This is a genomic window from Micromonospora sp. bgisy143, assembly GCF_057708145.1.
In genome coordinates this window covers 14,041-39,060 of record NZ_JBYIRN010000040.1, presented here as the reverse complement: position 1 = coordinate 39,060, position 25,020 = coordinate 14,041, and the positions used below count along the sequence as shown (strand labels likewise).

The following is a 25,020-nucleotide window of genomic DNA, read 5'->3' as shown; positions in this document are numbered from 1 at the left end:
ACCGGCCGACCGACCCGGACGTCACGGCGAAGCCATCCATCGAACGGGGCGAGGAGGCGGGATGGTCCGACAGATGAGGCGCTGGCTCGCCGTGCTGGCGGGCACGCTGGCTGCGGCACTGCTGGTGCTCGGCGTCGCCGGCCCGGCCGGGGCGGCACCCAAGCCTCCGCCCGCCGGTGTGGACGTCACGGGCGAAGGGCTCACCGAGCCGCTGCGGCTACGGTCCGAGACCCAGCCCGCGCACGTTCTCGCGGTCATCGACCAGGTCAACTTCTTCGGTCGGACCGGGATGCCGACCGGCCCCAAGGCGGCCGACCTCGGTCCTAAGTACACGGTCGTGGTGCTGGCCGGGGAGACCCCCAAGCAGATCTTCGACCTCTACCCCAAGGCGGCCGGCGGCCCGCGGGTCTACCGCCCGGCCAAGCAGCCGGACGGCCGCAAGACCAGCGCGGGCTGGTTCCTGGGCCGGCTCAGCATGTCCGAGACGCTGCGTACCGCCGGGGTGCCGCTGGAGCGGCAGTTCGACACGGTCAGCGGCGGCGTGGGCGGCGGCGAGCGGGTGCTGCCGGACGACACCATGGATCCGGTGCGGGACATCGACGAAGCGCTCGGCGAGTTGCAGCGGTTGCTGCTGCTCAACGTCGGGGTGATGCTGACCATCACGGTCGGCCTCGCCGGGATCGCCCTGCTGATCCGCCGCCGGACCCGCTGACGCGACCGCAGGAAAAGGCCGCCGGGACCCGCGGAGACGACCGGCGGAAGAGGCCGCCGGGACCCGCGGAGACGACCGGCGGAAGAGGCGGCCGGGACCCGCGGAGACGACCGGCGGAAGAGGCCGCCGGGACCCGCGGAGACGACCGGCGGAAGAGGCCGCCGGGACCCGCGGAGACGACCGGCGGAAGAGGCCGCCGGGACCCGCGGAGACGACCGGCGGAAGAGGCCGCCGGACCCGCCGACGCGACCGCCGGAAAGGTCACCGGGCCTGCGACGCGATCACCGGAGAAGGTCGCCGGACCGCTGACGCGATCACCGGAGAAGGTCGCCGGACCGCTGACGCGATCGTCGGGGGGCGGTCGCGCGGTTCAGCGGAGCACGACGCCTGCCCCCGTGGGGTCAGCACCAGCGGCGCGGCGGGCGCTCCCGTCGGGTGCCCCGCTGACGTGGCCGGACCGGGCCGTGCCGGTGGGCACCTGCCCATCCAGGAAGTTCACTGAGGCAACCAGCGGGGTCACCCGGCTCCGGCTCGCCCAGAGCCGCCGGCTCGCCGGCCCGCTGGCGTGGGATCTCCTCGTCCGGCCGCCCGGCGGGCGCCTCGGTCGGGTGCGCCGCCGCCGGACCGACCGGCCGCCGAGGCTTGCCGGTCGCCTGCGGGTCGTGGTGCCCCAGGCGGCAGGCCTCACCCTGGGCGCAGCCGTGCTCGGCCTCCCCGTGCGCCATCCCCGGTCTCCTCACGCTCGCACTCACGCGCAGGTGCTCCCCCCGTACGTGCCCTGTCACCGTACTGGCCGGGACCGACGGGGTGTGCACGGCGTACCCCGGGGTCAGCGCTTCGGGCGGCGCGGAAAGACGGTCTCCCAGACCGGGAAGGCGACCAGCCAGATCAGGATCACGATGGTCAGGCTGCGGATCCAGTTGCCCAGTTCACGGGTTCGTTCCGCGTCGTTCACCCAGAGGATGGCCGCGCCCAGCAGGCCGCACGCGACGGCCCAGCCGAGGAGTGCCTTGGCCCACTCCCGCCACTCGTGCCGGGCGCGGGCCCAGCCGTACCGGGGCGGTCGCACCGGCGGCGGGCCTCCGGCGAATCGGTGGGCGAAACGCTGGTCCGCCCACCGCACCATCGAGTGCCCGAAGGCCACCGAGAAGCCGAGGTAGGCAGCGGCGAGGCCGTGGGTGACGTCGGCGGTCGCGCCGCGCCGCAGGTCGAGCACCGACGCGGCGAGCAGTGCCAGATCGACAAGCGGTACGCAGACCAGCAGCACCGCGCCGAGCCGTGGCCGGCGCAGCGGATAGCGGGCCACCAGCCCGGCGGCGATCAGCACCCAGAACGCGATCTCACAACCGATGATCACCGCGACCAACATGGCGGCCTCCCCCCGTCGTCGCCACCAGCGTCGCCTACCGCCAGGGCCCGGACCTCGACACCGGAGACGAGATCGGGGTCCTCCCTTCGATGGACCGGCGGTCCGGCGTACCCCTTTCGGCGCATGTCGGAGCGACCGGGCTCCTCCTCCGGTCGGAGCCGGAGGGCCGGCGGTTGTGGTGGGATCGGGGCATGCGACCGCCACCGTGGCTCGGGTCCGGTACGCCCGGCCGCGACCTCACGCTGGCCGGCGCGTCGCTCGCCGGTGGCCTGGTGCTCTACGGCCTGGGCATGCAGCCGCAGATCGTTCCGCACCCGGACGTGCCGCCCGCGCTGTTCCTGGTGCCGCTGCTGGCGGTGTGCGGGGCTGTCGGCCTGCGCCGGGTCGCTCCCCGCACCAGCCTGGCGGTGGGCACCGGGGCGCTGGTGGTGGACACGGCCCTGGGTAACTCGCTGGGCACGGTGGTGGTCTACACCCAGGTGCTCTACGACGCCTGCGTGTACGGACCGCCCCGACTGTGGCGGTGGCTGTTGGGGATCACGGTGACGTTGAGCGTCATCGGCGCGGTGGCCGGCGTGCTCGGCTTCGGTCAGTGGCGCGGGGCCGCCGTCGGGGTGCCGGTGGTGCTCGCGGGGCTGCTGCCGGTGCTGACCGGGATCAGCGTGCGGCAGTACCGGGACCAGGCCGCCGCCGAGCGCACCCGGGCCGAGCAGACCGCCCGGCTGGTCGAGTTGGACCGTCGGCAGGCGGTCGGCGCCGAACGGGCCCGGATGGCCCGGGAGCTGCACGACGTGGTCGCCAACCATCTGAGCGCGGTGGCCATCCACGCCACCGCCGTGCTGTCCGTACCGGGGTTGGGGCGTGATCAGGTGGAGTCCGCGTTGCGGGTGATCCGGGAGAGCAGCGTGCAGGGCCTGGCCGAGATGCGGCAGATGATCGAGCTGCTGCGCGATCCGGACGGTGGTGAACACCCGGTGGTGGGCGCGGTGCCGGAGGCGGTCACCGCGCGGCTCGCCGAGGCCGACGGGTTGATCGAACGCATCCGCGCGGCCGGCCTCGCGGTGCGGTTCCGTACCGACGGCACGCCGGGCCCGCTGCCGGTGGGGGTGGACCTCGCCGCGTACCGGATCGTGCAGGAGTCGCTGACCAACGCGCTCAAGCACGGCACCGGTGAGGCGGAGCTGACGATCGCGTACCGGCCGGCGGAGGTGGTGCTGACGGTGGAGAACCCGGTGCGTCCGGACGGGTCGGGGTTGCCGGGTGCCGGAGCCGGACTCATCGGGATGCGGGAGCGGGCGGCGCTGCTGGCCGGCCGGTTCACCGCCGGACCGCAGGACGGCCGCTGGCAGGTGCGGGCCGCGCTGCCCACCAGGGAGGGCGGGTGAGCGCGCCGGTACGGGTGGTGCTCGCGGACGACCAGCCGGCGGTGCGGGCGGGGCTGGTGCTGATCCTGGCCGGCTCGCCGGGCATCGAGGTGGTCGGCGAGGCGGCCGACGGCGACGAGGCGGTCCGGCTGTGTCGGGAGGTACGCCCCGACGTGGCAGTGCTGGACGTGCGGATGCCACGGCTCGACGGCATCGCCGCGACCAGGGCCATCGTCGCCGACCGGCTCGCCGACGTGCTGGTGCTGACGACCTTCGACCGGGACGAGTACGTCTTCGGCGCGCTACGTGCCGGCGCGGCCGGATTCCTGCTCAAGGACACCGACGCGGCGGGGCTGGTCGCGGCGGTACGCACCGTGGCGCGCGGCGACGGCTTCATCGCCCCCGGGGTGACCCGCCGGTTGATCACCGCCTTCGCGGCCACCGCGCCGGGCGCGTCGGGCGCCACCCGGGCCGCGCTGGACACGCTGACGCCGCGCGAGCGCGACGTGCTGGCCTGTCTCGGCCTCGGCCTGTCCAACCAGCAGATCGCCGACCGGCTGGTGCTGGCCGAGAGCACCACCAAGACGCACGTGAGCCGCATCCTGGCGAAGCTGGACCTGCGCAGCCGGGTGCAGGCCGCGATCCTGGCCCAGGAGCTGGGCCTGCCCACACCTCCGCGGCCCTGAGCCCGGTCGGCTGACCGGTGCCGGCGTTCGTGGCCTGCTCACGACGTGTCAGGCTAGAGCGGTGAGCACGCCGGAGGGTGGGGAGCTGGCGGCCACGCTGCGCCGGATCGAGCGTTCGGCGGGAGCGCTGGCCACCGCCAGCGTGGCCCGGATGGACGAGACGCTGCCGTGGTTCCGTGCCCTGCCGGCCGATCAGCGCTCCTGGGTGATGCTGGTGGCCCAGGCGGGCGCCCGGTCGCTGGTGCAGTGGCTGCGCGAGGGCGGCGGCACGGCGGACAGCACGCAGGAGGTCTCCGACGACGTGTTCGACGCGGCGCCGCAGGCGCTGGCCCGGTCGATCACCCTCCAGCAGACCGTGGCGCTGATCAAGGTGACCATCGACGTCGTCGAGGAGCAGGTGTCGCAGCTCGCCGCCGAGGGCGAGGAGCAGTTGCTGCGCGAGGCGGTGCTGCGCTTCTCCCGGGAGATCGCGTTCGCCGCCGCCCGGGTGTACGCGCGGGCCGCCGAGTCGCGTGGCGCGTGGGACGCCCGGTTGCAGGCTCTGCTTGTCGACGCGCTGCTGCGGGGTGACTCGCCGGACGTGCTGGCGAGCCGGGCCGCCGCGTTGGGCTGGGCGGACGCGCCGCCGGTCGCGGTGGCGGTGGGCCACTCCCCCGGCGGGGAGGTCTCGGCCGTGCTGCACGTGGTGTACCGGCTGGCCCGGCGGATCGGTGTCGAGGTGATCGGCGGGGTGCACGGCGACCGGTTGGTGATCGTGCTGGGTGGCGCGGCGGACCCGCTGAGCGCCACCGGCAAGCTGCTGGACGCGTTCGGGGACGGCCCGGTGGTGGTCGGTCCGGCCGTACCCAGTCTGGACGAGGCGACGGAGTCGGCGCGGTCGGCGCTGTCCGGCTTCCGGGCGGCACCGGCCTGGCCGGCCGCCCCCCGGCCGGTGGCGGCGGCCGACCTGTTGCCGGAGCGGGCGCTCGCCGGCGACGCGGAGGCCCGCCGGCGGCTGCGGCACGACGTGTACGCGACGCTGGTGCGCGCCGGTGGCGAGCTGTTGGAGACCCTGGACGCGTTCCTGGCCGCCGGTGGCACGCTGGAGAGCGCGGCGCGGGCGCTGTTCGTGCACCCGAACACGGTGCGGTACCGGCTGCGCCGGATCGCCGAGGTGACCGGCTTCTCGCCGCTCACGCCCCGAGACGCGTTCGCCCTCCAGGTGGCGTTGACCGTGGGCCGGCTGGACCCGGTGGTCCCGGCGGCCTCGTCCGTCCCGACCCAGACATTGACCCCGGCCGCCCGGAAATCCGCCCAAACCAGTGATGATCCCCGCCGATCTTTGTAAGAAACCTCCAAAGGTTCTAGTGCGGTTTGGTCGGCCCCGGCACAGCTTTACCCACGCGTATCCGGGAGAGTCATAGGCGTGCTCGCCGTACTTAGTCCCGGCCAGGGTTCGCAGAAACCCGGCTTTCTGACCCCCTGGCTCGACCTGACCGGCACCGAGGCGCGCCTGCGCTGGTGGTCGGCGCTGGCCGGCGTGGACCTGGTGCACCTGGGCACCGCCGCCGACGCCGACGAGATCAAGGACACCGCCCGCACCCAGCCGCTGCTGGTCGCGGCGGCGCTGCTCGCTGCCGAGCACCTGCCGCTGGACGGCGTGGCGCTCACCGCCGGCCACAGCGTCGGCGAGCTGGGCGCCGCGGCGGTCGCCGGGGTGCTGTCGGCCGAGGCCGCGATCACCCTCGCCGGAATCCGTGGCCGCGAGATGGCCGCCGCCTGCGCGCTGGAGCCGACCGGGATGGCCGCCGTGCTCGGCGGCGACCCGGACGAGGTGCTGGCCGCGATCAGCGCCAACGGGCTGCACCCGGCGAACCGCAACGGCGCCGGCCAGATCGTCGCCGCCGGCGCGCTGGACGGGCTGGACGCGTTCGCCGCCGCGCCGCCCGCGAAGACCCGGGTCATCCGGCTCCAGGTGGCCGGGGCGTTCCACACCCCGTACATGGCCCCGGCCGAGACCGCGCTGGCCACCGTCGCCGCCGGGATCGCGCCGGTCGACCCGACCCGGATCCTGCTGTCGAACCTCGACGGCACCGCCGTCACCGACGGGCACGAGCTGGTGCGACGGCTGGTCCGCCAGGTCACCGCGCCGGTGCGCTGGGACCTGTGCATGCGCGCTCTGGCCGAGCACGGGGTGACCGGCGTGATCGAGCTGCCTCCGGCCGGCACCCTCGCCGGGCTGGTCAAGCGGGAGCTCAGGGGCGAGGGCGCCCCGGAGATCGTCACCCTGAACACCCCGGACGACCTGCCGGCCGCACGGGACCTGATCGCCCGCCACGCCACGCCGGGCCAACCGCTCGCCCGCATCGGAGGACACTCATGACCGGCAGTCGCATCGTCTCGATGGGGCACTACCAGCCTTCCCGGGTGGTGACGAACGACGACATCGCCCAACTGGTCGACACCAACGACGAGTGGATCCGCGACCGGGTGGGCATCGCCACCCGGCGGATCGCCGACAGTGAGACGGTGGCCGACATGGCCGCCGCGGCCGCCGACAAGGCGCTGGCCAACTCGGGGCTGAGCGCCGCCGACATCGACCTGGTCGTCGTGGCCACCTGCTCCTCGATCGACCGGAGCCCCAACGTGGCCTGCCGGGTCGCCGGCAAGCTAGGCATCACCGCGCCGGGCGCGTTCGACGTCAACACCGCCTGCTCGGGCTTCGCGTACGCCCTGGGCACCGTCGACCACGCCATCCGCGCCGGAGCGTCCCGCAACGCGATCGTGATCGGCGCCGAGAAGCTGTCCGACTTCACCGACTGGACCGACCGCTCCACCTGCATCATCTTCGGCGACGGCGCCGGCGCCGCGGTGGTCACCGCCACCGCCGACGACGAGCCCGCCGGTATCGGCCCGGTCGTCTGGGGCTCGGCGCCGGAGAAGAGCGACGCGGTACGCATCGAGGGCTGGCGCCCGTACATCCAGCAGGAGGGTCAGTCGGTGTTCCGCTGGGCCACCACCGCGCTGGCGCCGCTCGCTCTTCAGGCGTGCGAGCGGGCCGGGGTGGACCCGTCGGAGCTGGCCGCGTTCGTGCCGCACCAGGCCAACGCCCGGATCATCGACGGCATCGCCAAGCGGCTCAACATCCCGAACGCAATCATCGCGAAGGACATCGTCGAGTCCGGCAACACCTCGGCGGCGAGCGTGCCCCTGGCCCTGTCGAAGCTCGTCGAGCGGCGGGAGGTGCCCTCGGGCGCCCCGGTCCTGCTGTTCGGCTTCGGCGGTGGCCTGACCTACGCCGGTCAGGTCGTCCGCTGCCCCTGAAGCCCCCTTGAGGCGCGTACGCCCTCCAGGAGCGGCGGTCGGCGCGGCCGGCCGCCGGAGAACCCCCTATGAGAGGAACCAACCGCAATGACCCGTGACGAGATCACCACCGGCCTCGCCGAGATCCTCGAAGAGGTTGCCGGGGTGAACCCGGACGACGTGGCCGAGGGGAAGTCCTTCACCGACGACCTCGATGTCGACTCGCTCTCCATGGTGGAGGTCGTGGTGGCCGCCGAGGAGAAGTTCGGCGTCAAGATCCCGGACAACGAGGTGCAGAACCTCAAGACCGTCGGGGACGCCGTCAGCTTCATCGAGGCGCAGTCCTGATCATGAGTCGTCCTGACGTCGTCGTCACCGGGCTCGGCGCGACGACCCCGCTCGGCGGGGACGTCGCGTCGACCTGGGACGCCATGCTCGCCGGCCGCTCCGGGGTGAGTGCCCTCACCCAGGAGTGGGCCGCGCAACTGCCCGTCCGGATCGCCGCCCAGTTGGCCGTGGAGCCGTCCGAGGTGCTGGACCGGGTGAAGCTGCGCCGGCTGGACCGCTCCGAGGCGATCGCGCTCATCGCGGCGCAGCAGGCCTGGGCGGACGCCGGTCTGGCGGACGCCGGCCTGGACGCCGAGCGGCTGGCGGTCAGCGTCGGTTCCGGCATCGGCGGCGCCACCACCCTGCTCGCCCAGGACGACATCCTGGAGGCGTCCGGGCCGCGGCGGGTGTCCCCGCACACGATCCCGATGCTGATGCCGAACGGTCCGGCCGCCTGGGTCGGGTTGGAGCTGGGCGCCAAGGCCGGCGTGCACACGGTGGCCAGCGCCTGCGCGACCGGCGCGGAGGCGATCGCGCTCGGCCTGGACATCATCCGCGCCGGCCGGGCCGACGTGGTGGTGGCGGGCGGCACCGAGGCGGTCATCCACCCGCTGCCGATCGCCGGCTTCAGCTCGATGCGGGCCATGTCGACCCGCAACGACGAGCCGGAGCGGGCCTCCCGCCCGTGGGACACCGGCCGCGACGGCTTCGTCCTCGGTGAGGGCGCGGGCATCGTGGTGCTGGAGCGGGCCGACCACGCCGCGGCGCGGGGCGCCCGGGTGTACGCGCGCCTCGCGGGTGCCGGCATCACCTCCGACGCGTACGACATCGTGCAGCCGCACGCCGAGGGTGAGGGCGCCATCCGGGCCATCGCCAAGGCCATCGCGGACGCGGACATCGCCAAGCAGGACATCGTGCACGTCAACGCGCACGCCACGTCGACCCCGGTCGGCGACATGCTGGAGATCGGCGCGCTGCACAAGGCGCTCGGCGACCACCCGGTGCTGGCGGCAACGAAGTCGATGACCGGTCACCTGCTGGGCGCGGCCGGCGCGTTGGAGTCGATCGCCACGATCCTGGCGATCCGTGACAGCGTCGTGCCTCCGACGATCAACCTGGATGACCCGGAGCCCGGGCTCAGCCTGGAGGTCGCCGCGCACAAGGCACGTCACATGGAGATCCCTGCCGCGCTGAACAACGCGTTCGGTTTCGGCGGTCACAACGTCGCGCTGGTCTTCGCGCGGCCCTGACCCGACCGATCCGCGGCTACCCCGAACGGGCCCCCTCTCGCCGAGGGGGCCCGTTCGCGTGCTCAGCGCCGGTTGCGGGGATGCTGGCGGGCGGTGCGCTCGTTGCCGTGGCGGTAGTTGCCGGTCCAGCGGGCCATCACCAGTTGCGGGTCGTCGTCGACCTCGGCGAGGAACTCCGTCGCGCGGGCGCCGCGCAGCGTCCCCGCCACCCGGCCGTGATGGGTGATCACCACCGTGCCGTCGGCCCGCTGGTCGTACCGGAAGCCCTGCGCCTGACCCATGGCCGACACGCTGCCAGCCCGGCCCGCGCGGCGCGACCGAATTCCTCAGCGACCGGCCGCTTCCGCGACGATCGGATCGCCAGTTCCATAGATTGTGAATATAAAATGGCTATGCTTCACGCATGAGCCGTCCGGACACCGCTCCTGACGCGTCCGCCGCCATCGGGGCAGCCCTCTACGGGCTGGCCACCCGGGCCGCTCGACGCCTACCCCGGGACATGAGCCTGACGTCCGCCGCCACCCTGGCCACCCTGGACCGGACCGGCCCGCGACGGATCACCGATCTGGCCGCGGCCGAGGGCATCACCCAGCCCGCGATGACCACCCTGGTCCGGGTGCTGGAGCAGTCCGGCCTGGTCGAGCGGCGGGGTGACGCGTCCGACAAGCGGGTCACGTTGGTGTGCCTGACCGAGGCCGGCGCGTCCTACGTCCGGGCGCGACGCCGGGCGGGGGTCCAGGCGTTCGAGCGGTTGATCGACGAGCTGACCGGCGACGAGGTCGAGGCGCTGGTGGCGGCCCTTCCGGCGTTGAGACATCTGGCCGAGCTTGAGAGCCAGGACCGCGACGGGCCCGCGCGGTGACCGGGCAACCGGTCGGTGACATCGCGGCGCGGGCTGTCCCGGGGACGCGCTCCGAGGCGCGGCTGCTGGTCCCCGCCCTGATGTTCATCGCCCTGGTCGTGGCGACTGTCGCCAGCCTCGGGACGCCACTCATCACCAGCGTGGCGACGTCGCTCCACGTCCCGCTCGGCAGCGCGCAGTGGACGCTGACCGTCCCGCTGCTCAGCGGTGCCGTCGCCACGCCGGTCCTGGGCCGGCTCGGAGCCGGGCCGCACCGCCGGGCCGCGATCCTCGCCACGCTGGCGGTCGTGGTCGCGGGCAGCGCGCTCACCGTGCTGCCGCTGCCGTTCGGGTGGCTCCTGGCCGGCAGGGCCCTCCAGGGCATCGGGCTCGGGCTCACGGCGCTGATGATGGGGGTGGCCCGGGACCACCTCCCCGAGGAGCGCAGCGGCGCCGTGATCGCTCTCCTCTCGGTGGTCTCGATCATCGGAGCCGGCATCGGCTATCCGCTGGCCGCGCTGCTCGCCGAGGTCGGCGGTGTACGGGCCGCCTACGGTCTCGGCCTGGTCGTCACCGCCGCCGCCCTGCTGACCGCGTGGCGCTCCGTACCCCACGCCGCCGAAGGCCGCTCCGCCCAGCTGGACGTCGCTGGGGCGGTCGTCCTGGCCGCCGCGCTGCTCCTGGTGCTGCTCCTCGCCGGTGACCGGAACCTGTGGAGCCGGCACCTCGCCGTGGCGGCGGGACTCGCCGTCGTCGCGGTCGTGCTGCTCTACGGCTGGACCGTCATCGAGCTGCGCAGCACGGCACCCCTGGTCGATGTGCGGGCGGTGCGGCATCCGGCCGTCGCCGGGGCGAACCTCGCCATGTTCGTCGGCGGTATCGGCATGTACCTCCTGCTCACCCTCATCACCAGGTACGCGCAGACGGCACCGGGCGCCGGTTACGGCTTCGGGCTCACGACCTTCGTCGCCGGATTGGTCCTCATCCCGTTCTCGGTGTTGGGGTTCGTCGCCGGCAAGCTCACGCAGAAGGTCCGGACACGGATCGCCGACCCGCTGCTTCTGGCCGGTGGCGCCGTCGTGGTCGGCGTCGGCTTCGCCCTGTTCGCGGCGGACCGGTCGAACCTGACCGAACTGTTCGCGGTGATGGGCGTACTCGGCTTCGGTGTCGGCGGCTTCTCGGCCGCGATGCCCGGCGTCATCCTGGCCGTCACCCCCAGGAGCGAGACGTCGAGCGCCATGAGCGTCAACTACGTCGTCCGCAGCGTCGGGTACTCCCTGGGCAGCGCCGTCGGCGGCCTGATCCTCGCCACCGGCACCGGCCCCGGCCGCCTCTTCCCCGACGACCGCGCCTACACCACGGCGGCGCTGGTCGGCATCGGCGCGATGGCGATCACGACGCTGACCAGCCTCGATCTCGCCCGTCGAGGGACCGGCTGACCGGGATCCGGGCGGATCCCCGGTGCCGTCAGCTCTTGCAGGTGGTGGCCGGCAGGCCGGGCACGGCCACCGGTGACCGGCCGCCCGGGCGGGCCTTGCCGGCCAGCACGGCGGCGAGCGCGGTCATCGACGCCCGGCTGGAGGAGTACGTGGCCAGCAGCGTCGGCGACGTGGCCTTGGCCAGCACGTACGGGGTGTCCATGGCGACGGTGACCGCCGCGTCGGCGCTCAGGTCCTTCTCGCCGTCGCCGTAGCCGACCAGGTGCACCACCGTCCCGCCGCTCGGCTTCACGGTCACCCCGGCCGCTTTCAGCGCGGCGGTGAGCGTGGCCCGGGTGCCGTCCCGTCCGCCGGAGGAGGTGACGGTGACGGGGCCGGGTACCGCGCCGCCGCAGGCCCCGCGCAACACGGTGACCGCTCCGGCGGCCAGCGCGTCCGCCGCCGCCCGGTGCGCCGGGGTGTTGAGCGTGGACATCGGCTCGGTGGGGGCCGCCGCCAGCCGGAACTTCATGGTCAGGATCCGGGTGACCGCGTCGACGAGCCGGGCCCGGGGCAGCGACCCGCCGCGCAGGGCGGCGAGCAGCCCGTCGTACGCCTGACCGACGTTCGGGGTCATGAGGATCAGGTCGTTGCCCGCGTTCAACGCGCGGACGGCGGCCTCGCCGGGCGCCCAGCGCTTCGCCGGCGGCATGTTCATCCCGTCGGTGATCACCACACCCTTGAAGCCGAGCTGACCGCGCAGCACGTCGGTGAGCAGCTTGTGCGAGAAGGTCGCCGGGGTGCCGGGGTCGATGGCCTGCGCGTCGAGGTGGCCGGACATCACGGCCATGGCGCCCGCGTCGAACCCGGCGCTGAACGGCGGCCACGCGCCGCTCCGCAACGCCGCTTCGGACTGGGTGAGCACCGGCAGGTCCTTGTGCGAGTCGTCCGCGCTGTGGCCGTGCCCCGGGAAGTGCTTCAGGGTGGCCGCCACCCCGCTGGCCTGTAGGCCCCGGACCGCGCCGCCGACCTGCGCGGCCGCGATCTTCGGGTCGGCGCCGTACGACCGGGAGCCGATCACCGTGCTGCGGGTGGCCAGCACGTCGGCCACCGGGGCGAAGTCGATGTTGATGCCCATGGCGGCGAGTTCCGCGCCGGCGGCCCGCCAGGCCGCCTCGGTCAGCTTCGGGTCACCGGCCGCGCCCGCGGCGAGGGCACTGGGAAGGATGGTGACCCCGTCGGTGACGCGGGTGACCACGCCGTACTCCTGATCGGTGCCGACCAGGAAGGGCGCCGGGCCGGCGGTCAGCCGCCCGGCGGCCGCGCGCAGCCCGGTGGTCAGGTCGTGGACCTGCTTCGGGTTGTCGACGTTCGTGGTCTCCTGGTTGCCCTTGGTGGGGTCGTCGGCGCTGAAGCCGACCAGGATCAGGCCGCCGAGGCGGTACTTGGCGATCATCTCGGCGGGGGTGTCGACACCGGCGAGCGCCTGGTTGCCGGCCGCCGAGCCGGCGGAGACCTTCGTGGCCGAGTCGCCGTACGCGTACGGCATGAGCACCTGCCCGACCAGGTCCTCGTCGGAGAGCGTCGCGACCAGCGCGGCGGCCCGGGCGGCCGGGTCGTCGGTCGACGGCGAGGCGGGAGCGCTCGGCGCCGCCGACGTGCCGGTCGGGCCGGGCGTCGGATCGGGACGGTCCGGGGTACCCGAGCAGCCGGAGACGAGCAGCGCGGTCAGGGCGGCGACGGCGACACCGGCGTGTCGCGGGCGAATCGGCACGCCGACCATCCCACCAGTTCCCCCTTATCGGGGCAACTTGACCTTACCGGTCGCCGCCGTACGGGTGACGCGACTCGCAGGTGGGCGGCGCGGAGGGCCCCGCCATCAGCCGACCCGGGTGAGCAACGTCACCGGAGCGCCATCACCGGCGTACCGGTAGGGCTCCAGGTCAGCGTCCCACGCGGTGCCCAGCGCCTTGTCGAGGGCGTGCGACAACGCCTCCGGGGCCCGGGCGGAGGCCATCAGGGCCCGCAGCCGGTCCTCGCCGAGCTGGATGTCACCGGCCGCGCCGACGGTGGCCCGGAACAGGCCACGGGCGGGCACGTACATGAAACGCTCACCGTCGGCGCCCGGACTCGGCTCCTCGGTGACCTCGAAACGGATCATGGGCCACTGCCGGAGGGCAGCAGCCAGCTCGGCGCCCGTCCCTGGACGGCCGGTCCACCCGCACTCGGCCCGGCGGGCGCCGGGGTCGACGGGCTGAGCCGTCCACTGCAGGTTGACCGGCGCGGCTAGGACGCGCGCGATCGCCCACTCGACGTGCGAGCACACGGCGAGCGGGGTCGAGTGGACGTATACGACGCCACGCGTTGGCACGGTGACCTCCCGGAGAGCGAGGTGCGTCTTCCCCTACGACCTCGTCCACCCGAGTGGTTGCTGGAACACATGATGACTGCTGTGACGGATGGTGCGCCAGGGAATCGGAAAAAACGCCTCCCGGAATAGCCGGACGGGTGGTCTCCGTTGCCTCACAGGACACCGCGACGACCAGCCTGATGTCGTGGTCCTGTACAGTTCCATCGGCGGCTTCTGCCGCGTTACACCTCTGCGGGCCGACGCAGTGTCACCCGCACACAGCCCCCGGACGTTCCAGTCCTCCCGTACGTCTTGCAAGGAGTACCTCCGTGGCGAGCAACACCTCTAAGACCGCGCGCGCGTCAGTCCGGGCCGGCCAGGCTGGCCAGGGTGGCGCCCTCAGCGTGCTGGGCGAGTTCAAGTACCTCATCCCGCTCAACGGCGGCAAGCACGCCTACGTGCGTAACCTGACCAACGGCAAGACCGCGCACCTGCGTACCGACTCCGACGCCTTCGTCGAGGAGATCCGGACGCTGGCCGCCGCCGGCCACGCCGCCAAGATCCGGGCGGAGATCAACAACCTGGCCACCGTTCACCCGAACGACGGCTGGGAGGCCACCGAGAAGCGTCTGGTCGCGGCCGGCGTCTTCGAGGGCTGAGCCCCTCCCCCACCGCATCACCGACCGCCCGCCGGGATATCCCGGCGGGCGGTCGTTCGTTTCTCAGCACGGCTCGAGCAGGGCGACCTCGCCGGTGCGCAGGTCGTAGAGACCGCCGACCACCGCGACCCGGCCGGCGGCCACGGGCTCGGCCAGCAGGTCGTCCGCGCGCAGCGTGTGGACCGTACGCCGGACATGCCGGCGGATCGCCAGAGGATGCACCTCCGGATCGTCGAGCCCCACCTCGATGACCGCCGGGGCGATCTCGTCGACCAGGTGGGCCAGCGAGCCGCCCGGTCGCTCCCCCGTGCGCAGCGCGTCCACGGTCGCGCCGACCGCCCCACAGCGTTCGTGGCCGAGCACCATGACCAGCGGCACGCCGAGCTGACCCACCACGTACTCGATGGAGCCGCACACCGCGCGGTCGAGCACGTGCCCGCCGGTACGGATCACGCAGATCGCCCCGAAGGTCTGGTCGAAGATCGCCTCCAGCGGCACCCGTGAGTCGATGCAGCCGAGGACCACCGCGTACGGCTGCTGGTCCCCGGAGGAGGCCGCCGCGGCAGCGGTGACGTCGTGCCCGTGGATCGGTTGGCCGCTGACGAACCGCCGGTTGCCACCGAGCAGCGCGGCCAACGCGTTCCGGGGCGTACCGCCGGCCTGGCGTCCCCACCCCTCGGACCCACCCGTGGGCGGATCCGGACTCCCCTGCGCCGGCTCCATGCCGTCCAGCCTGGCCCGCCGCGCACCGGCGCGGGCCGGGTCGGGAATGTTCCGCCGGGACGATTGGCGTGCTGTCAGGGCGGGTAGCCGGTGTTACCGCCGGGTATCCCGGTGCGGGTGGTGCCTGGGCGACCCTGGGAGGTGGCGATGCCGAAGCGGTTCGAGGTCGGTATGCCCGACGGCGTACGGCTGCACGTCGAGACCGCCGGTCCCGCGGACGCCCCGGTGACCGCGGTCCTGCTGCACGGCTGGACGCTGGACGGGCGGAGCTGGCACCGGCAGCTCGACGCGCTCACGTCGTCGTTCGGCGACGCGCTGCGGGTGGTCACCTACGACGCGCGGGGCCACGGCCGGTCGAGCTGCATGGCGCTGCCCACGGCCACCCTGGCCCAGCTCGGCGACGACCTGGCCGCCGTCCTCGACACGATCGCCCCGACCGGCCGGGTGGTCCTGGTCGGGCACTCGATGGGCGGCATGACGATCATGGAGTACGCGCACCGCCACCGGCAGCACTTCACCGCCCGTACGGCCGGCCTGGTCTTCGTCTCGACCACCGCGGAGGGGCACACGCACACCGTCTACGGGCTGTCGCCGCGGATCGCCCGGCTGATCCGGCTCGCCGAGACGACCGGCGCCGGCGTGCTGGCCCGCTGCGGATCCTGGCGGGCGCCCCGGGCGCTACTCAACGCGCTGCGACCGAGCATCCGGTGGATGCTCTTCGGCGACCGCTGCGACCCTGCCGACATCCGCCTGGTCACGTCGGCGGTGGCCCGTGCCTCGCTGCGCTCGATCGGCGGTTTCCGGGCCTCGATCGGCGCCCAGCACCGGCTGGACACCCTCGCCGCCCTCGCGCACCTGCCGGCCGCCGCCCTGGTCGGGGACCGGGACCGGCTGACCCCGCCGCCGTGCGCCGAGTCGATCGCCGCCGTCCTGCCGGCCACCGAGCTGACCGTCTGCCCCGGCGCCGGCCACATGCTGATGATGGAGCGCCCGGACGAGGTGAACGCGGCCCTGACCGGCGTCCTGGGCCGGGTGTACGCCACGCCGTCGCCGCCCGGGCCCGACGCGAGCGCCGCGCCGCCGCCGTCCGCGCCGGACGTGAGCGCCGTCGCCGCGGGTCGCTGAGCACGTTCGCGCACCTCGGGCGCGGCGGGTCGGGTCGGGGGCCGTACCCTTCTGCGGTTGGCCCGCGCGGTTCGCGCCGCTTGCCGGCGACATCGAAGGAGCGTGCGTTGACCGACCAGACCGCCCTGGAGCAGGAGATCGCCGTCGAGCAACGGCACCTCGACCGGGTGTACGCCCGACTGGCCGAGCTGCGGCAGTCGGCGGTGCGCGCCGAGCGGGACGGCTACCGGATGGCGCGGGTGGGCACGTACGGCGCGCTCGTCGAACGCGACGCGATGGTGTTCCACGCGGCACAGCGGCGGCACACCCTCGACGCCGAGCACGAGGGGCTGGTCTTCGGCCGCCTGGACCTGCGCGACCGGCAGGTGCTGCACGTCGGACGGCTCGGCATCCGGGACGAGGACGCCACCACGCTTGTCGTCGACTGGCGGGCACCGGCCGCGTCGGCGTTCTACCAGGCCACCCCCGCCCAGCCGCTGGGGGTGGTGCGCCGCCGTACGATCCAGTCCCAGCGGGAGCGGGTCACCCGGATCGAGGACGACCTGCTCGATCCGGACGCCGCGCCGGAGGGGATGACGGTGGTCGGGGACGGCGCGCTGCTGGCCACCCTCTCCCGGGCTACCGGCCGGGGCATGCGCGACATCGTGGCGACCATCCAGCGGGAGCAGGACGAGGCGATCCGCTCGCCCGGCTCCGGGGTGACGATCGTCGCGGGCGGCCCGGGCACCGGGAAGACCGCGGTCGCCCTGCACCGGGCGGCCTTCCTGCTCTACTCCGACCGCAGTCGGTACGCCGGCGGCGGCATCCTGGTGGTCGGCCCGTCGACCGTCTTCGTCGAGTACATCGCCTCGGTGTTGCCGTCGCTGGGCGAGGACACGGCGACCCTGCACTCGCTGGGCACCCTGTTCCCGGGGATGACGGCCACCCGCACCGATCCGCCCGAGGTGGCGGCGGTGAAGGGCTCGCTGCGGATGCGCCGGGTGCTGGAGCGGGCGGCCCGTGACGCGGCCCCGGGGGCACCGGGTGAGCTGCGGTTGCTCTACCGGGGCGGGCTGCTGCGGTTGGACCGCCGCGAGCTGGACGCGATCCGGGACCGCGCGCTGCACCGGGGCGCCCGGCGCAACGAGGTGCGTCGCGCCGGCTTCGACGGTGTCTTCGCCGCGCTGTGGGCGCAGGCCCGGCGGGTGAACATCAGCCGGCTGCCCGAGCAGCGGGCCTTCGAGGACGAGATCGCGGAGCGGCCGGAGTTCCGCGAGTTCCTCAAGGCCTGGTGGCCACGCCTGCACCCCCGGCACGTGCTCGGCTGGCTGGCCCGACCGGACCGGCTGCGCCGGTACGCCGGGGGGATCCTCTCCGGTGCGGAGATCCGACTGCTCGGCACGGCGTACCAGAGTCTGGAGAGCGAGGGCCTGACCATCGCGGACGTGGCGCTGCTCGACGAGCTGGACGCGCTGCTCGGCAAGCCGGTGAAACCGGCGCGTGCCCGGCGCGACCCGTTCCAGCTCGCGGGCGGCGTCCGTGAGCTGAGCACCGCGGCCGACCGGCAGCGGGCCGCCCGCGCGGCGGCCCGGGAGCGGCCGGAGGACTACCGGGAGTACGCGCACGTGGTGGTCGACGAGGCGCAGGACGTCTCGCCGATGCAGTGGCGGATGATCGGTCGGCGCGGGCGGTTGGCCTCGTGGACGGTGGTGGGCGACCCGGCGCAGACCGCGTGGACCGGCGACCCCGAGGAGCTGACCCGGTCCCGTGACCAGGCGCTGGGCCGGCGCAAACGGCACGAGTTCACGCTCACCACCAACTACCGCAACTCGGCGGAGATCTTCGCGGTGGCGGCGGCGGAGATCCGCCGGCTCTACCCGGATCTGTCCCTGCCGACGGCCGTCCGCTCCACCGGTGTCGACCCGGTCGAGCTGGTGGTGCCGCCCGCCAGGCTCCGGGCCACGGTGATGGAGGCGGCCACCGGCCTGCTGGGCGAGGTCGACGGCACGGTCGGGGTGATCACGCCGGTCACCCGCCGCGACGAGGTCGCCGGTTGGCTCGGCGCGCTCGCCGCGGCGCGCTTGCAGGTGGTGACCAGCCTGGAGGCCAAGGGCATGGAGTACGACGGGGTGGTGCTGGTCGCCCCGAGCGAGATCCGGGCCGATCCGGGCTCCGGGGTCCGCACGCTCTACGTGGCGCTCTCGCGCGCCACCCAGCGGCTCACCACCATCGACCCGACCGGCTGACCGTCGCGTTGGCGGTACCGGTCGGACGGGGCCGCCCGTACAGTTGCACACATAGCGATGTGAGCATACATTTGACCCGGTCCCGGGCGGCGTCGGAGGGTGGGTTTCGTGGGAGCAGGACATGACCACCACCACGCGTCGGTCGCCAACGCCGCCCACCAGCACCGGGGACGGCTCTGGGCCGCCTTCGGGCTGCTCGCCACCCTGATGGTGGTCGAGGCGGTGGCCGCCTTCCACACCGGCTCGCTGGCCCTGCTCTCCGACGCCGGGCACATGTTCACCGACGTGCTCGGCATCGGGATGGCGCTCGCCGCGATCACCGCCACCCGACGGGCCACCGGCGATCCGCAGCGCACGTTCGGGCTCTACCGCCTCGAGGTGCTCGCCGCGCTGGCCAACGCCGTGCTGCTCTCCGGCGTGGCGGTCTACGTGGTGATCGAGGCGATCGGCCGGTTCGGCGACCCGCACGAGGTGCTCAGCGGGCCGATGCTCACGGTGGCCGTCCTCGGCCTGCTCGCGAACGTGATCGCGTTCGCGCTGCTGCGCGCCGGCGCCCGGGAGAGCATCAACCTCCAGGGCGCCTACCTGGAGGTGCTGGGCGACCTGCTCGGCTCGCTCGGCGTGATCGGCGCGGCGCTGCTCATCACGGTCACCGACTGGTGGTGGGCCGACCCGCTGGTCGCGGTCGCCATCGGCGTGTTCATCCTGCCGCGCACCTGGCGGCTGGGGCGTGCCGCCGTACGCATCCTCGTGCAGGCCGCCCCGGAACACCTCCAGGTCACCGCCGTGCACGACCGGCTGGCCGCGGTGCCCGGCGTGGTCGAGGTGCACGACCTGCACGTCTGGACGCTCACCTCGGGCATGGAGGTGGCCTCCGCGCACCTGACCATGGCGCCCGGCGCGGAGGTCGGCGCGGTGCTCACCGCGGCGCGCACCGCCCTGCGGGACGACTTCCGCATCGAACACGCCACGTTGCAGACCGAGCCCGGGGCCGCCCCGGGGGCGTGCGGTTCCGTCGAGTGGTGAGCGTCTGCGTCACCACGCCCGCACCGTCCGTCACATCGGCTGCACAGACCCCACCAGCACCGGTAGGCTCTGTCCCGGCCACCACCCGGCGGCGCCTCCCGGCGCCGGTGGCGGCCGCCGCCTAATCGCCCGACAGGGCGAACCGGGGAACCATGTTCCTGGGGTGCATCCGCGTCAGCGGTAGGGATCTTCCGTCCCGAACCCGTCAGCTAACCCGGTCGGCGGCTGACGGAAGGACATGCGTAGTGGCACCAGCACGACCTCTGGCCGCCCGACTGGCGGCACTGATCGTCATGATGGTCACCCTCGGCGTCGCGCTCCCGGTCGGCGCCGCCAGCGCCGCTCCCCCCGGCGGCCTGCGGGCCGCGATGGCACCGGACGGTGACGAGGAGGGCGGCACCCCCGCGCTGCGGGCCCAACTCGAGGCCGCCAGCAAGGGCTACCTGGACGCGAAGCGCGCCCTGGACACCTCCGTCCAGCGGCAGCAGCAACTCGCGGTCAAGCTCAAGAACACCGAGGCCGAGATGACCGTGCGCAACGGCAAGGTCGGCGAGATCGCCGGCGTGGCGTACCGCACCGGTCGACTCAGCACCGTCTCGGCCCTGCTCAACAGCAACACCCCCGAGGGCTTCATGGACCGGGCGGCCGCCCTCGACGTGGTGGCCGCCAACGAGGACCGGGTACTGCGCGACCTGCACGCCACCCGGGACGAGGCGAACCGCACCCGCGTCGCCCTGGACGGCGAGATCCGGGAACAGCGTAAGCAGGTCGAGGTGATGGCCAAGCGCAAGGAGCAGGCCGAGCGGGCCCTGACCGTCGCCAACGACAAGGCCCGCACCACCGCCGCCGACACCGGCTCCAACCGGGGCACCTCCACCGCCAACGCCCAGCCCGCCCCCCGCAACTCCGACGGCTCCTGGCCGTCCGAGTCGTGCAGCGTCAACGACCCGACCCCGGCCAGCGGCTGCATCACCCCCCGCACGCTGCACGCGCTCAACCAGGCCAAGGCCGCCGGCTTCACCCGGTACGTCTCCTGTCACCGCAACGGCGGCTCGGGCGAGCACCCCAAGGGCCGGGCCTGCGACTTCGCCGCGCAGAAGGGCGGCTTCGGCGGGGTCGCCAGCGGCGGGGACAAGACGTACGGCAACAACCTGGCCGCGTACTTCATCCGCAACGCCGACCGGCTCGCGGTGCTCTACGTGATCTGGTTCAAGCAGATCTGGCTGCCCAGCAGCGGCTGGAAGGCGTACAGCGGGGGGAACGGCGACCCCTCCAGCGACCACACCAACCACGTACACCTGTCGGTGTACTGACCCGGACGTCCGGGGTACGTCAGCGGGCGTACCCCGGACGTCGTCGGCGGTCGGACGACGGCGCCGGGTCGGGTCGGCAGCATTCGGGGTATGCCGCGAATCGCGCCCACCACCCGCAAGGCCCTGCTCACCCTGCACCTGGTCACCTCCCTCGGCTGGCTCGGAGCCGACCTGGTGCTGCTCACCCTCGGCATCGCGGCCCAGCGCGGCGCCGATCCGGCCGTGGTCTACCCGGTCGCCGGACTCGTCGGCACCGTGCTCTTCGCGCCGCTGAGCGTGCTCGTGTGGCTCGTCGGTGTCGCCAGCGCGCTGCTCACCCCCTGGGGCCTGCTGCGCTACCGGTGGGTGGTGATCAAGCTGGTGATCACGACGGTGATGGTCGGGCTGGTGCTGTTCCTGCTCACCCCGAACCTGCGGCACGCGGCCGCGCTGGGCGCCGCCCTACCCGCGCGGGACCGCGCCGACCTGGTGATCGCGCCCGCGGTGTCGACCAGCCTCATGATCATCGCGACGGTGCTGTCGACGTACAAGCCCTGGGGACGCCGATCTGCGCGACCCCGCCGCACCGGGGCCGCACGAGCCGCGACGCAAACTCCTCGCGCTGGCAGCACCGGGCATGATCGCGCGATGACGCGGTGAGCAACGCCGTCGCCATCACGATCCGGCTGCTCACCGGCGAGATACTCGCCTGATCACGACGGCCGCACGCCGGGTGCCGGGAGGGTGCGCACGTCCTTTGCTCTGCTTCAACCGACGCAACATGAAGCGGCGCGAACCGTTGCGTCCGTTGAAGCAGAGCAAAGGGTCATGCTCAGGCATCCGGGTCGGGTCGGGCCACGCCAGACCGGGCCACGCCAGACCGGGCCCGGGGGCCGCGTCGATCGTCTGCCTGCGACGGGTTGCGCGATCAGGAGGCCAGAGTGTCGAGGGCCGCGCCGAGGCGCGCGGCCAGGGCGAGGTGGGCGGCGCGGGCCTGCCGGAAGGCGTACCGGAACAGCGGGGTCGGGGCGCGCAGGGTGATGTCGACGTCGATGCGGACCAGCCCGTCCGGCTCAGCGCGCAGCCGGGTGTGGTTGCGGACCGTGGTGGCGGGCCACTGGCGGGCCACGGTGACGATCTCGTCCGGTTCGCTGACCAGCACGTCCGCGTGGTACGTGGTGCGGAAGCGCAGTGGGCCGGCGGCCAGCCTGTCGTTGATCGTGTAGCTGGCGCGGGCGCCCGGGCGCGGCGTCACCTCACGGACCCGCACGATCAGGGGATGCAGCTCACCCTGACGGGTCAGGTCGCTCAACAACGCGGCCGCCTCGGCGACTGAGCAGCGGGCCTGGACCGTGTAGCTGAAGGTATCGCTGCTGAGCACACCGTCTCCCGACGTCGCTGGTCGCACGATCGTCCCGTACCCCGCCCGGGCTGGCAACGGCCGGACGTACACCGTGCGTTGTCCCGGCATTCGCGCAGCGTTCCCACTACGGTCGGCTGATGGGAAATCACCGCCTGTGACGGAGGGTGGAGAAATGGACGGTGCCGACCGGTGAGCGGGCATGTGATAGTCTTCGCCCCGACACCGCAGCTGACGGTGACCGTGGACCAGCCGAGCGACCAGCCCGAACTGCACCTGCACCCCGGCGGTCAGGGCGTCTGGCAGGCCCGCATGGTGCTGTCCCTCGGGGTCGACGTGGTGCTCTGCGCCGCGCTCGGCGGCGAGATCGGCCAGGTGTTGGAGCCACTGCTGGTCAGCGAGGGAGTGGACCTGAAGGTCGTGGTACGCGACTCGGGCAGCGGTGCGTACGTGCACGATCGGCGCGGCGGCTCCCGGCAGGAGGTCGTGGACGTGCCCGGGGACCGCCTGAGCCGCCACGAGTTGGACGAGTTGTACAACCTGGCGCTCGGCGAAGGGCTGCGCGCCGAGGTGAGCGTCCTCAGTGGCCCGAACGCGCCGTGGCTCGTGCCGGCCGACCTGTACCGGCGTTTCGCCGCCGACCTGGGCGCCAACGGCAGCCGGGTGGTGGTCGACCTCTCCGGTGACCACCTCGGCGCGGTGCTGGACAGCGGCGTGTTCTTCCTAAGGGTGAGCCACGAGGAGCTGATCCGGGACGGTCGCGCCCGCGACGGCAGCGGCCCGGAGCTGACCCGGGCGATGTACGACCTGCACGCCGCCGGCGCCGAGACCGTGGTGGTGAGCCGCGCCGACCAACCGGCGCTGGCGCTTGTCGACGGGGAACTCTTCGAGGTGGAGATGCCCCGGCTGGAGGCCGCCGACCCGCGTGGAGCGGGCGACTCGATGACCGCTGGCGTGGCGGCCGTCATCGCCCGGGGCGGCGACATCCGGACGGCCATCCGCACCGGCGCGGCGGCGGGCGCGCTGAACGTCACCCGGCACGGGCTGGGCACCGGACGGATGGACTCGATCACCGGCCTGGTGGAACGGGTCCGACTCGTCCCGGCGGACAGTCGACAGCAGGAGCGGACCACCCCCGACGAGTTGGCCGACCGGGTGGTCGAGCGATGACACTGCGGGTGCTCGTCACCAACGACGACGGGATCGGCGCACCCGGCATCCAGGCGTTGGCCCTCGCGGCCACCCGGCGCGGGCTGGACGTGGTGGTTGCGGCACCCCTGGAGGAGGCCAGCGGCACCAGCGCCGCGATGAGCGCCGTCGAGCGCGACGGCCGGGTGGTGGTGAACCGGCACCCGCTGCCCGACCTGCCGGACGTGCCCGCGTACGGGGTCGGCGGCTCGCCGGGTTTCATCACGTTGATCGCGCTGCACGGCGCGTTCGGCCCGCCGCCGGCGGTGGTGCTGTCGGGCATCAACCGGGGTGCCAACGCCGGCCGCGCCGTGCTGCACTCGGGCACGGTGGGCGCCGCGTTCACCGCGGCCTCGAACGGGTGCCGGGCCATGGCGGTCTCGCTGGACGTGCTGAGCGCGGGCGAGGCGACGGCCGCCAGCGGTGGCGCCGCCGTGGACGCCGCCGGCCGGGTACGCGACGCCGAGCGACACTGGAGCACCGCCGCACGGGTGGCCCTGGACCTGCTCCCCCGGCTGACCGCCGCGCCGCCGGAGAGCGTGCTCAACGTCAACGCCCCTGACCTGCCGCACGAGCGGCTGCACGGGGTACGCCGTGGCGCGCTGGCCAGCTTCGGCCAGGTGCAGATGACGGTGGCGGAGTCGGGGCACGGCTTCGTGCGTACCTCGTTGGAGGAGCCCGGGGAGGCCCCGCAGCCCGGCACCGACGTGGCGCTGCTGGCCGCCGGGTACGCGTCGGTCACGGCCATCCGGGCGGTCACCGAGGTGACCGACGTGGACCTGACCGGTCTGGACGGGCAGCCCTGACGGCGGTGCGGGGCGCTCAGGCGCCGGGAAGCACCTCAGGGGCGCCGGCCCCGGCGAAGTAGGGCTCCGGCGCGCCGAAGAGGCCGAGCAGGCCGGTCACCCAGAGCTGACGGTGCACGAACCGGCTCGGCTCGGTGACGACCAGCTTGACGCCGCTGACCTCGGCGGTCTGGAAGCCGGCGACCATGGCGCTGATGCCCACGGAGTCGATGAAGGTGACCAGCCTCATGTTCAGCTCGATGCGGAGCGGACGGCCCTTGGCCAGCACCTCCGCAATCGCCTCACGCACCTCGTACGCTGTGTCGACGTCGATCTCACCCCGGGGGGCGATCTCGACGACACCACCGGACAGGACCGACTTCACGATCGACAGGCTCACGCGAGCACCTCCACCCGCCCGTCCCCCGGGCGCCTCATCAGTACGCGGGCCGCGACCGAGAGTATTCCTCCAACGGCCTCGGTCGCCACCCCTCGGGATGAGCAATTCACGGATCCGAGCGCACAAAGTCGCCCATATCCCCACTTTTCGGTATCTGATCATTCAATACTTTTCGTTATCTGATCAGTCGACGACCGGTCGGAACCGACGCGTCGCCGGACCAGGGTAGCGGTCGCGGCCCGGCGAGCCCGACATCCGTCCCGCCCGGTCGGCCCGTCCCGCGTGGACTCGGCGTGTCGCGCCGACCCGGCACGGCGTCGTCCGCCCCGGTGGTTGTCGGCGCTGCCTAGCATCGGCCGGGACACCCACCGTGACGGAGAGGACCTTCGATGATCAAGCGACTGGCCGGGCTGGCCGGCGTCGGCCTGCTGCTCGCCCTGGTACTGGCCTGCGGTTTCGGCGGCGGAGACGACGATGACGATGACGACGACGACTTCGCCCGCGGTGTGGCCGCGGTGGCGGTGCGCTGACCCAGGGCGTGCCGGACCGGGTTTGCGCGCGGCCGGGCCGGGGCACTGCGCAGTGAGCGAACCGTGTCGCGCTGGACGGACGCCGAGGTCCGAAGTGGCCGGCGGCTT

26 protein-coding genes, 1 pseudogene and 1 riboswitch are annotated in these 25,020 nt (G+C 73.6%); of the genes and pseudogenes, 19 read left to right on the top strand and 8 right to left on the bottom strand.

What is annotated here, in order from left to right:
- Positions 1–61: 61 nt before the first annotated feature.
- Positions 62–712 (top strand): hypothetical protein, encoded by a 651-nt coding sequence (locus AC3EN4_RS29865; protein ID WP_435209678.1) that lies wholly within the window; start codon positions 62–64, stop codon positions 710–712.
- Between the two features lie 401 nt (positions 713–1,113).
- Here the strand turns inward: AC3EN4_RS29865 and AC3EN4_RS29860 are convergent, their stop codons facing one another.
- Positions 1,114–1,437, bottom strand: a complete 324-nt coding sequence (locus AC3EN4_RS29860; protein ID WP_422736284.1) for a hypothetical protein — start codon at positions 1,435–1,437, stop codon at positions 1,114–1,116.
- 104 nt (positions 1,438–1,541) lie between these two features.
- Entirely contained in the window at positions 1,542–2,081 is a 540-nt protein-coding gene (locus AC3EN4_RS29855; RefSeq protein ID WP_435209676.1) for a hypothetical protein, read from the bottom strand.
- Positions 2,082–2,272: 191 nt separating this feature from the next.
- Between AC3EN4_RS29855 and AC3EN4_RS29850 the strand changes: the two genes are divergently transcribed.
- The 7 genes and pseudogenes from AC3EN4_RS29850 (at position 2,273) to fabF (ending at position 8,990) form a co-directional block, all read left to right on the top strand.
- Positions 2,273–3,466 carry a sensor histidine kinase gene (locus tag AC3EN4_RS29850; RefSeq protein WP_435209675.1) on the top strand — a complete coding sequence of 398 codons (1,194 nt, stop codon included), beginning with the start codon at positions 2,273–2,275 and terminating at the stop codon, positions 3,464–3,466.
- Positions 3,463–4,131 carry a response regulator gene (locus AC3EN4_RS29845; protein WP_435209673.1) on the top strand — a complete coding sequence of 223 codons (669 nt, stop codon included), beginning with the start codon at positions 3,463–3,465 and terminating at the stop codon, positions 4,129–4,131. Before AC3EN4_RS29850 ends, AC3EN4_RS29845 begins: the two co-directional genes overlap by 4 nt.
- A gap of 37 nt (positions 4,132–4,168) precedes the next feature.
- A pseudogene (locus AC3EN4_RS29840) lies at positions 4,169–5,458 on the top strand (PucR family transcriptional regulator); the annotation flags it as partial.
- A gap of 78 nt (positions 5,459–5,536) precedes the next feature.
- Positions 5,537–6,493, top strand: a complete 957-nt coding sequence (locus tag AC3EN4_RS29835) for an ACP S-malonyltransferase (RefSeq protein WP_435209671.1) — start codon at positions 5,537–5,539, stop codon at positions 6,491–6,493.
- Positions 6,490–7,434, top strand: a complete 945-nt coding sequence (locus AC3EN4_RS29830; protein ID WP_435209669.1) for a beta-ketoacyl-ACP synthase III — start codon at positions 6,490–6,492, stop codon at positions 7,432–7,434. Before AC3EN4_RS29835 ends, AC3EN4_RS29830 begins: the two co-directional genes overlap by 4 nt.
- 87 nt (positions 7,435–7,521) lie before the next feature.
- Positions 7,522–7,761 carry an acyl carrier protein gene (locus tag AC3EN4_RS29825; RefSeq protein ID WP_007463517.1) on the top strand — a complete coding sequence of 80 codons (240 nt, stop codon included), beginning with the start codon at positions 7,522–7,524 and terminating at the stop codon, positions 7,759–7,761.
- Between the two features lie 2 nt (positions 7,762–7,763).
- On the top strand, positions 7,764–8,990 hold the full coding sequence (gene fabF / locus AC3EN4_RS29820) for a beta-ketoacyl-ACP synthase II (protein WP_421472528.1): 1,227 nt from the start codon (positions 7,764–7,766) through the stop codon (positions 8,988–8,990).
- Positions 8,991–9,052: 62 nt separating this feature from the next.
- Here the strand turns inward: fabF and AC3EN4_RS29815 are convergent, their stop codons facing one another.
- Positions 9,053–9,271 (bottom strand): hypothetical protein, encoded by a 219-nt coding sequence (locus AC3EN4_RS29815; protein ID WP_422736290.1) that lies wholly within the window; start codon positions 9,269–9,271, stop codon positions 9,053–9,055.
- A gap of 122 nt (positions 9,272–9,393) precedes the next feature.
- Between AC3EN4_RS29815 and AC3EN4_RS29810 the strand changes: the two genes are divergently transcribed.
- Together AC3EN4_RS29810 and AC3EN4_RS29805 are read left to right on the top strand one after the other, a co-directional pair.
- Positions 9,394–9,852, top strand: coding sequence for a MarR family winged helix-turn-helix transcriptional regulator (locus AC3EN4_RS29810; RefSeq protein WP_435209667.1), 459 nt, complete (start codon positions 9,394–9,396; stop codon positions 9,850–9,852).
- Complete coding sequence (locus AC3EN4_RS29805) at positions 9,849–11,270, top strand: MFS transporter (protein ID WP_435209665.1); 1,422 nt, start codon at positions 9,849–9,851, stop codon at positions 11,268–11,270. Before AC3EN4_RS29810 ends, AC3EN4_RS29805 begins: the two co-directional genes overlap by 4 nt.
- Positions 11,271–11,298: 28 nt before the next feature.
- On the opposite strand, the gene AC3EN4_RS29800 is transcribed toward AC3EN4_RS29805, so the two are convergent.
- Together AC3EN4_RS29800 and AC3EN4_RS29795 are read right to left on the bottom strand one after the other, a co-directional pair.
- Positions 11,299–13,032: a glycoside hydrolase family 3 protein gene (locus AC3EN4_RS29800; RefSeq protein WP_435209663.1), complete on the bottom strand. Its 1,734-nt coding sequence runs from the start codon at positions 13,030–13,032 to the stop codon at positions 11,299–11,301.
- Between the two features lie 96 nt (positions 13,033–13,128).
- On the bottom strand, positions 13,129–13,620 hold the full coding sequence (locus AC3EN4_RS29795) for a DUF3145 domain-containing protein (protein ID WP_007463525.1): 492 nt from the start codon (positions 13,618–13,620) through the stop codon (positions 13,129–13,131).
- Positions 13,621–13,928: 308 nt separating this feature from the next.
- On the opposite strand from AC3EN4_RS29795, the gene AC3EN4_RS29790 reads away from it, so the two are divergent.
- A complete protein-coding gene (locus AC3EN4_RS29790; protein WP_422736294.1) occupies positions 13,929–14,258 on the top strand; it encodes a hypothetical protein in 330 nt (109 codons plus the stop codon).
- Positions 14,259–14,321: 63 nt separating this feature from the next.
- Here AC3EN4_RS29790 and AC3EN4_RS29785 read toward each other — a convergent pair whose 3' ends face one another.
- Positions 14,322–14,981 (bottom strand): carbonic anhydrase, encoded by a 660-nt coding sequence (locus AC3EN4_RS29785; protein ID WP_435209660.1) that lies wholly within the window; start codon positions 14,979–14,981, stop codon positions 14,322–14,324.
- Between the two features lie 147 nt (positions 14,982–15,128).
- Here AC3EN4_RS29785 and AC3EN4_RS29780 point away from each other — a divergent pair, with 147 nt between their 5' ends.
- The 5 genes from AC3EN4_RS29780 to AC3EN4_RS29760 all read left to right on the top strand — a co-directional run bounded on the left by AC3EN4_RS29780 (position 15,129) and on the right by AC3EN4_RS29760 (position 21,309).
- The gene (locus tag AC3EN4_RS29780) at positions 15,129–16,106 is read left to right on the top strand and encodes an alpha/beta fold hydrolase (RefSeq protein WP_435209658.1); all 978 of its coding nucleotides are present in this window, start codon (positions 15,129–15,131) and stop codon (positions 16,104–16,106) included.
- A gap of 107 nt (positions 16,107–16,213) precedes the next feature.
- Positions 16,214–18,331 (top strand): HelD family protein, encoded by a 2,118-nt coding sequence (locus AC3EN4_RS29775; RefSeq protein WP_435209656.1) that lies wholly within the window; start codon positions 16,214–16,216, stop codon positions 18,329–18,331.
- Between the two features lie 108 nt (positions 18,332–18,439).
- A complete protein-coding gene (locus AC3EN4_RS29770; protein WP_435209654.1) occupies positions 18,440–19,357 on the top strand; it encodes a cation diffusion facilitator family transporter in 918 nt (305 codons plus the stop codon).
- Between the two features lie 108 nt (positions 19,358–19,465).
- A riboswitch (cyclic di-AMP (ydaO/yuaA leader) is annotated at positions 19,466–19,597 on the top strand.
- A 5-nt stretch (positions 19,598–19,602) separates the two neighbouring features.
- Complete coding sequence (locus tag AC3EN4_RS29765; RefSeq protein WP_435209652.1) at positions 19,603–20,670, top strand: coiled-coil domain-containing protein; 1,068 nt, start codon at positions 19,603–19,605, stop codon at positions 20,668–20,670.
- Between the two features lie 90 nt (positions 20,671–20,760).
- Positions 20,761–21,309: a hypothetical protein gene (locus AC3EN4_RS29760; protein WP_422736299.1), complete on the top strand. Its 549-nt coding sequence runs from the start codon at positions 20,761–20,763 to the stop codon at positions 21,307–21,309.
- Positions 21,310–21,577: 268 nt separating this feature from the next.
- Here the strand turns inward: AC3EN4_RS29760 and AC3EN4_RS29755 are convergent, their stop codons facing one another.
- Complete coding sequence (locus AC3EN4_RS29755; protein ID WP_435209650.1) at positions 21,578–22,030, bottom strand: SRPBCC family protein; 453 nt, start codon at positions 22,028–22,030, stop codon at positions 21,578–21,580.
- Between the two features lie 171 nt (positions 22,031–22,201).
- Between AC3EN4_RS29755 and AC3EN4_RS29750 the strand changes: the two genes are divergently transcribed.
- Together AC3EN4_RS29750 and surE are read left to right on the top strand one after the other, a co-directional pair.
- The gene (locus tag AC3EN4_RS29750; protein ID WP_435209648.1) at positions 22,202–23,179 is read left to right on the top strand and encodes a PfkB family carbohydrate kinase; all 978 of its coding nucleotides are present in this window, start codon (positions 22,202–22,204) and stop codon (positions 23,177–23,179) included.
- A complete protein-coding gene (surE, locus tag AC3EN4_RS29745; RefSeq protein ID WP_435209646.1) occupies positions 23,176–24,003 on the top strand; it encodes a 5'/3'-nucleotidase SurE in 828 nt (275 codons plus the stop codon). Before AC3EN4_RS29750 ends, surE begins: the two co-directional genes overlap by 4 nt.
- A gap of 16 nt (positions 24,004–24,019) precedes the next feature.
- Here surE and AC3EN4_RS29740 read toward each other — a convergent pair whose 3' ends face one another.
- Positions 24,020–24,382 carry an STAS domain-containing protein gene (locus AC3EN4_RS29740; protein ID WP_422736303.1) on the bottom strand — a complete coding sequence of 121 codons (363 nt, stop codon included), beginning with the start codon at positions 24,380–24,382 and terminating at the stop codon, positions 24,020–24,022.
- Positions 24,383–24,771: 389 nt separating this feature from the next.
- On the opposite strand from AC3EN4_RS29740, the gene AC3EN4_RS29735 reads away from it, so the two are divergent.
- Positions 24,772–24,912, top strand: coding sequence for a hypothetical protein (locus AC3EN4_RS29735; protein ID WP_355051383.1), 141 nt, complete (start codon positions 24,772–24,774; stop codon positions 24,910–24,912).
- Positions 24,913–25,020: the final 108 nt, after the last annotated feature.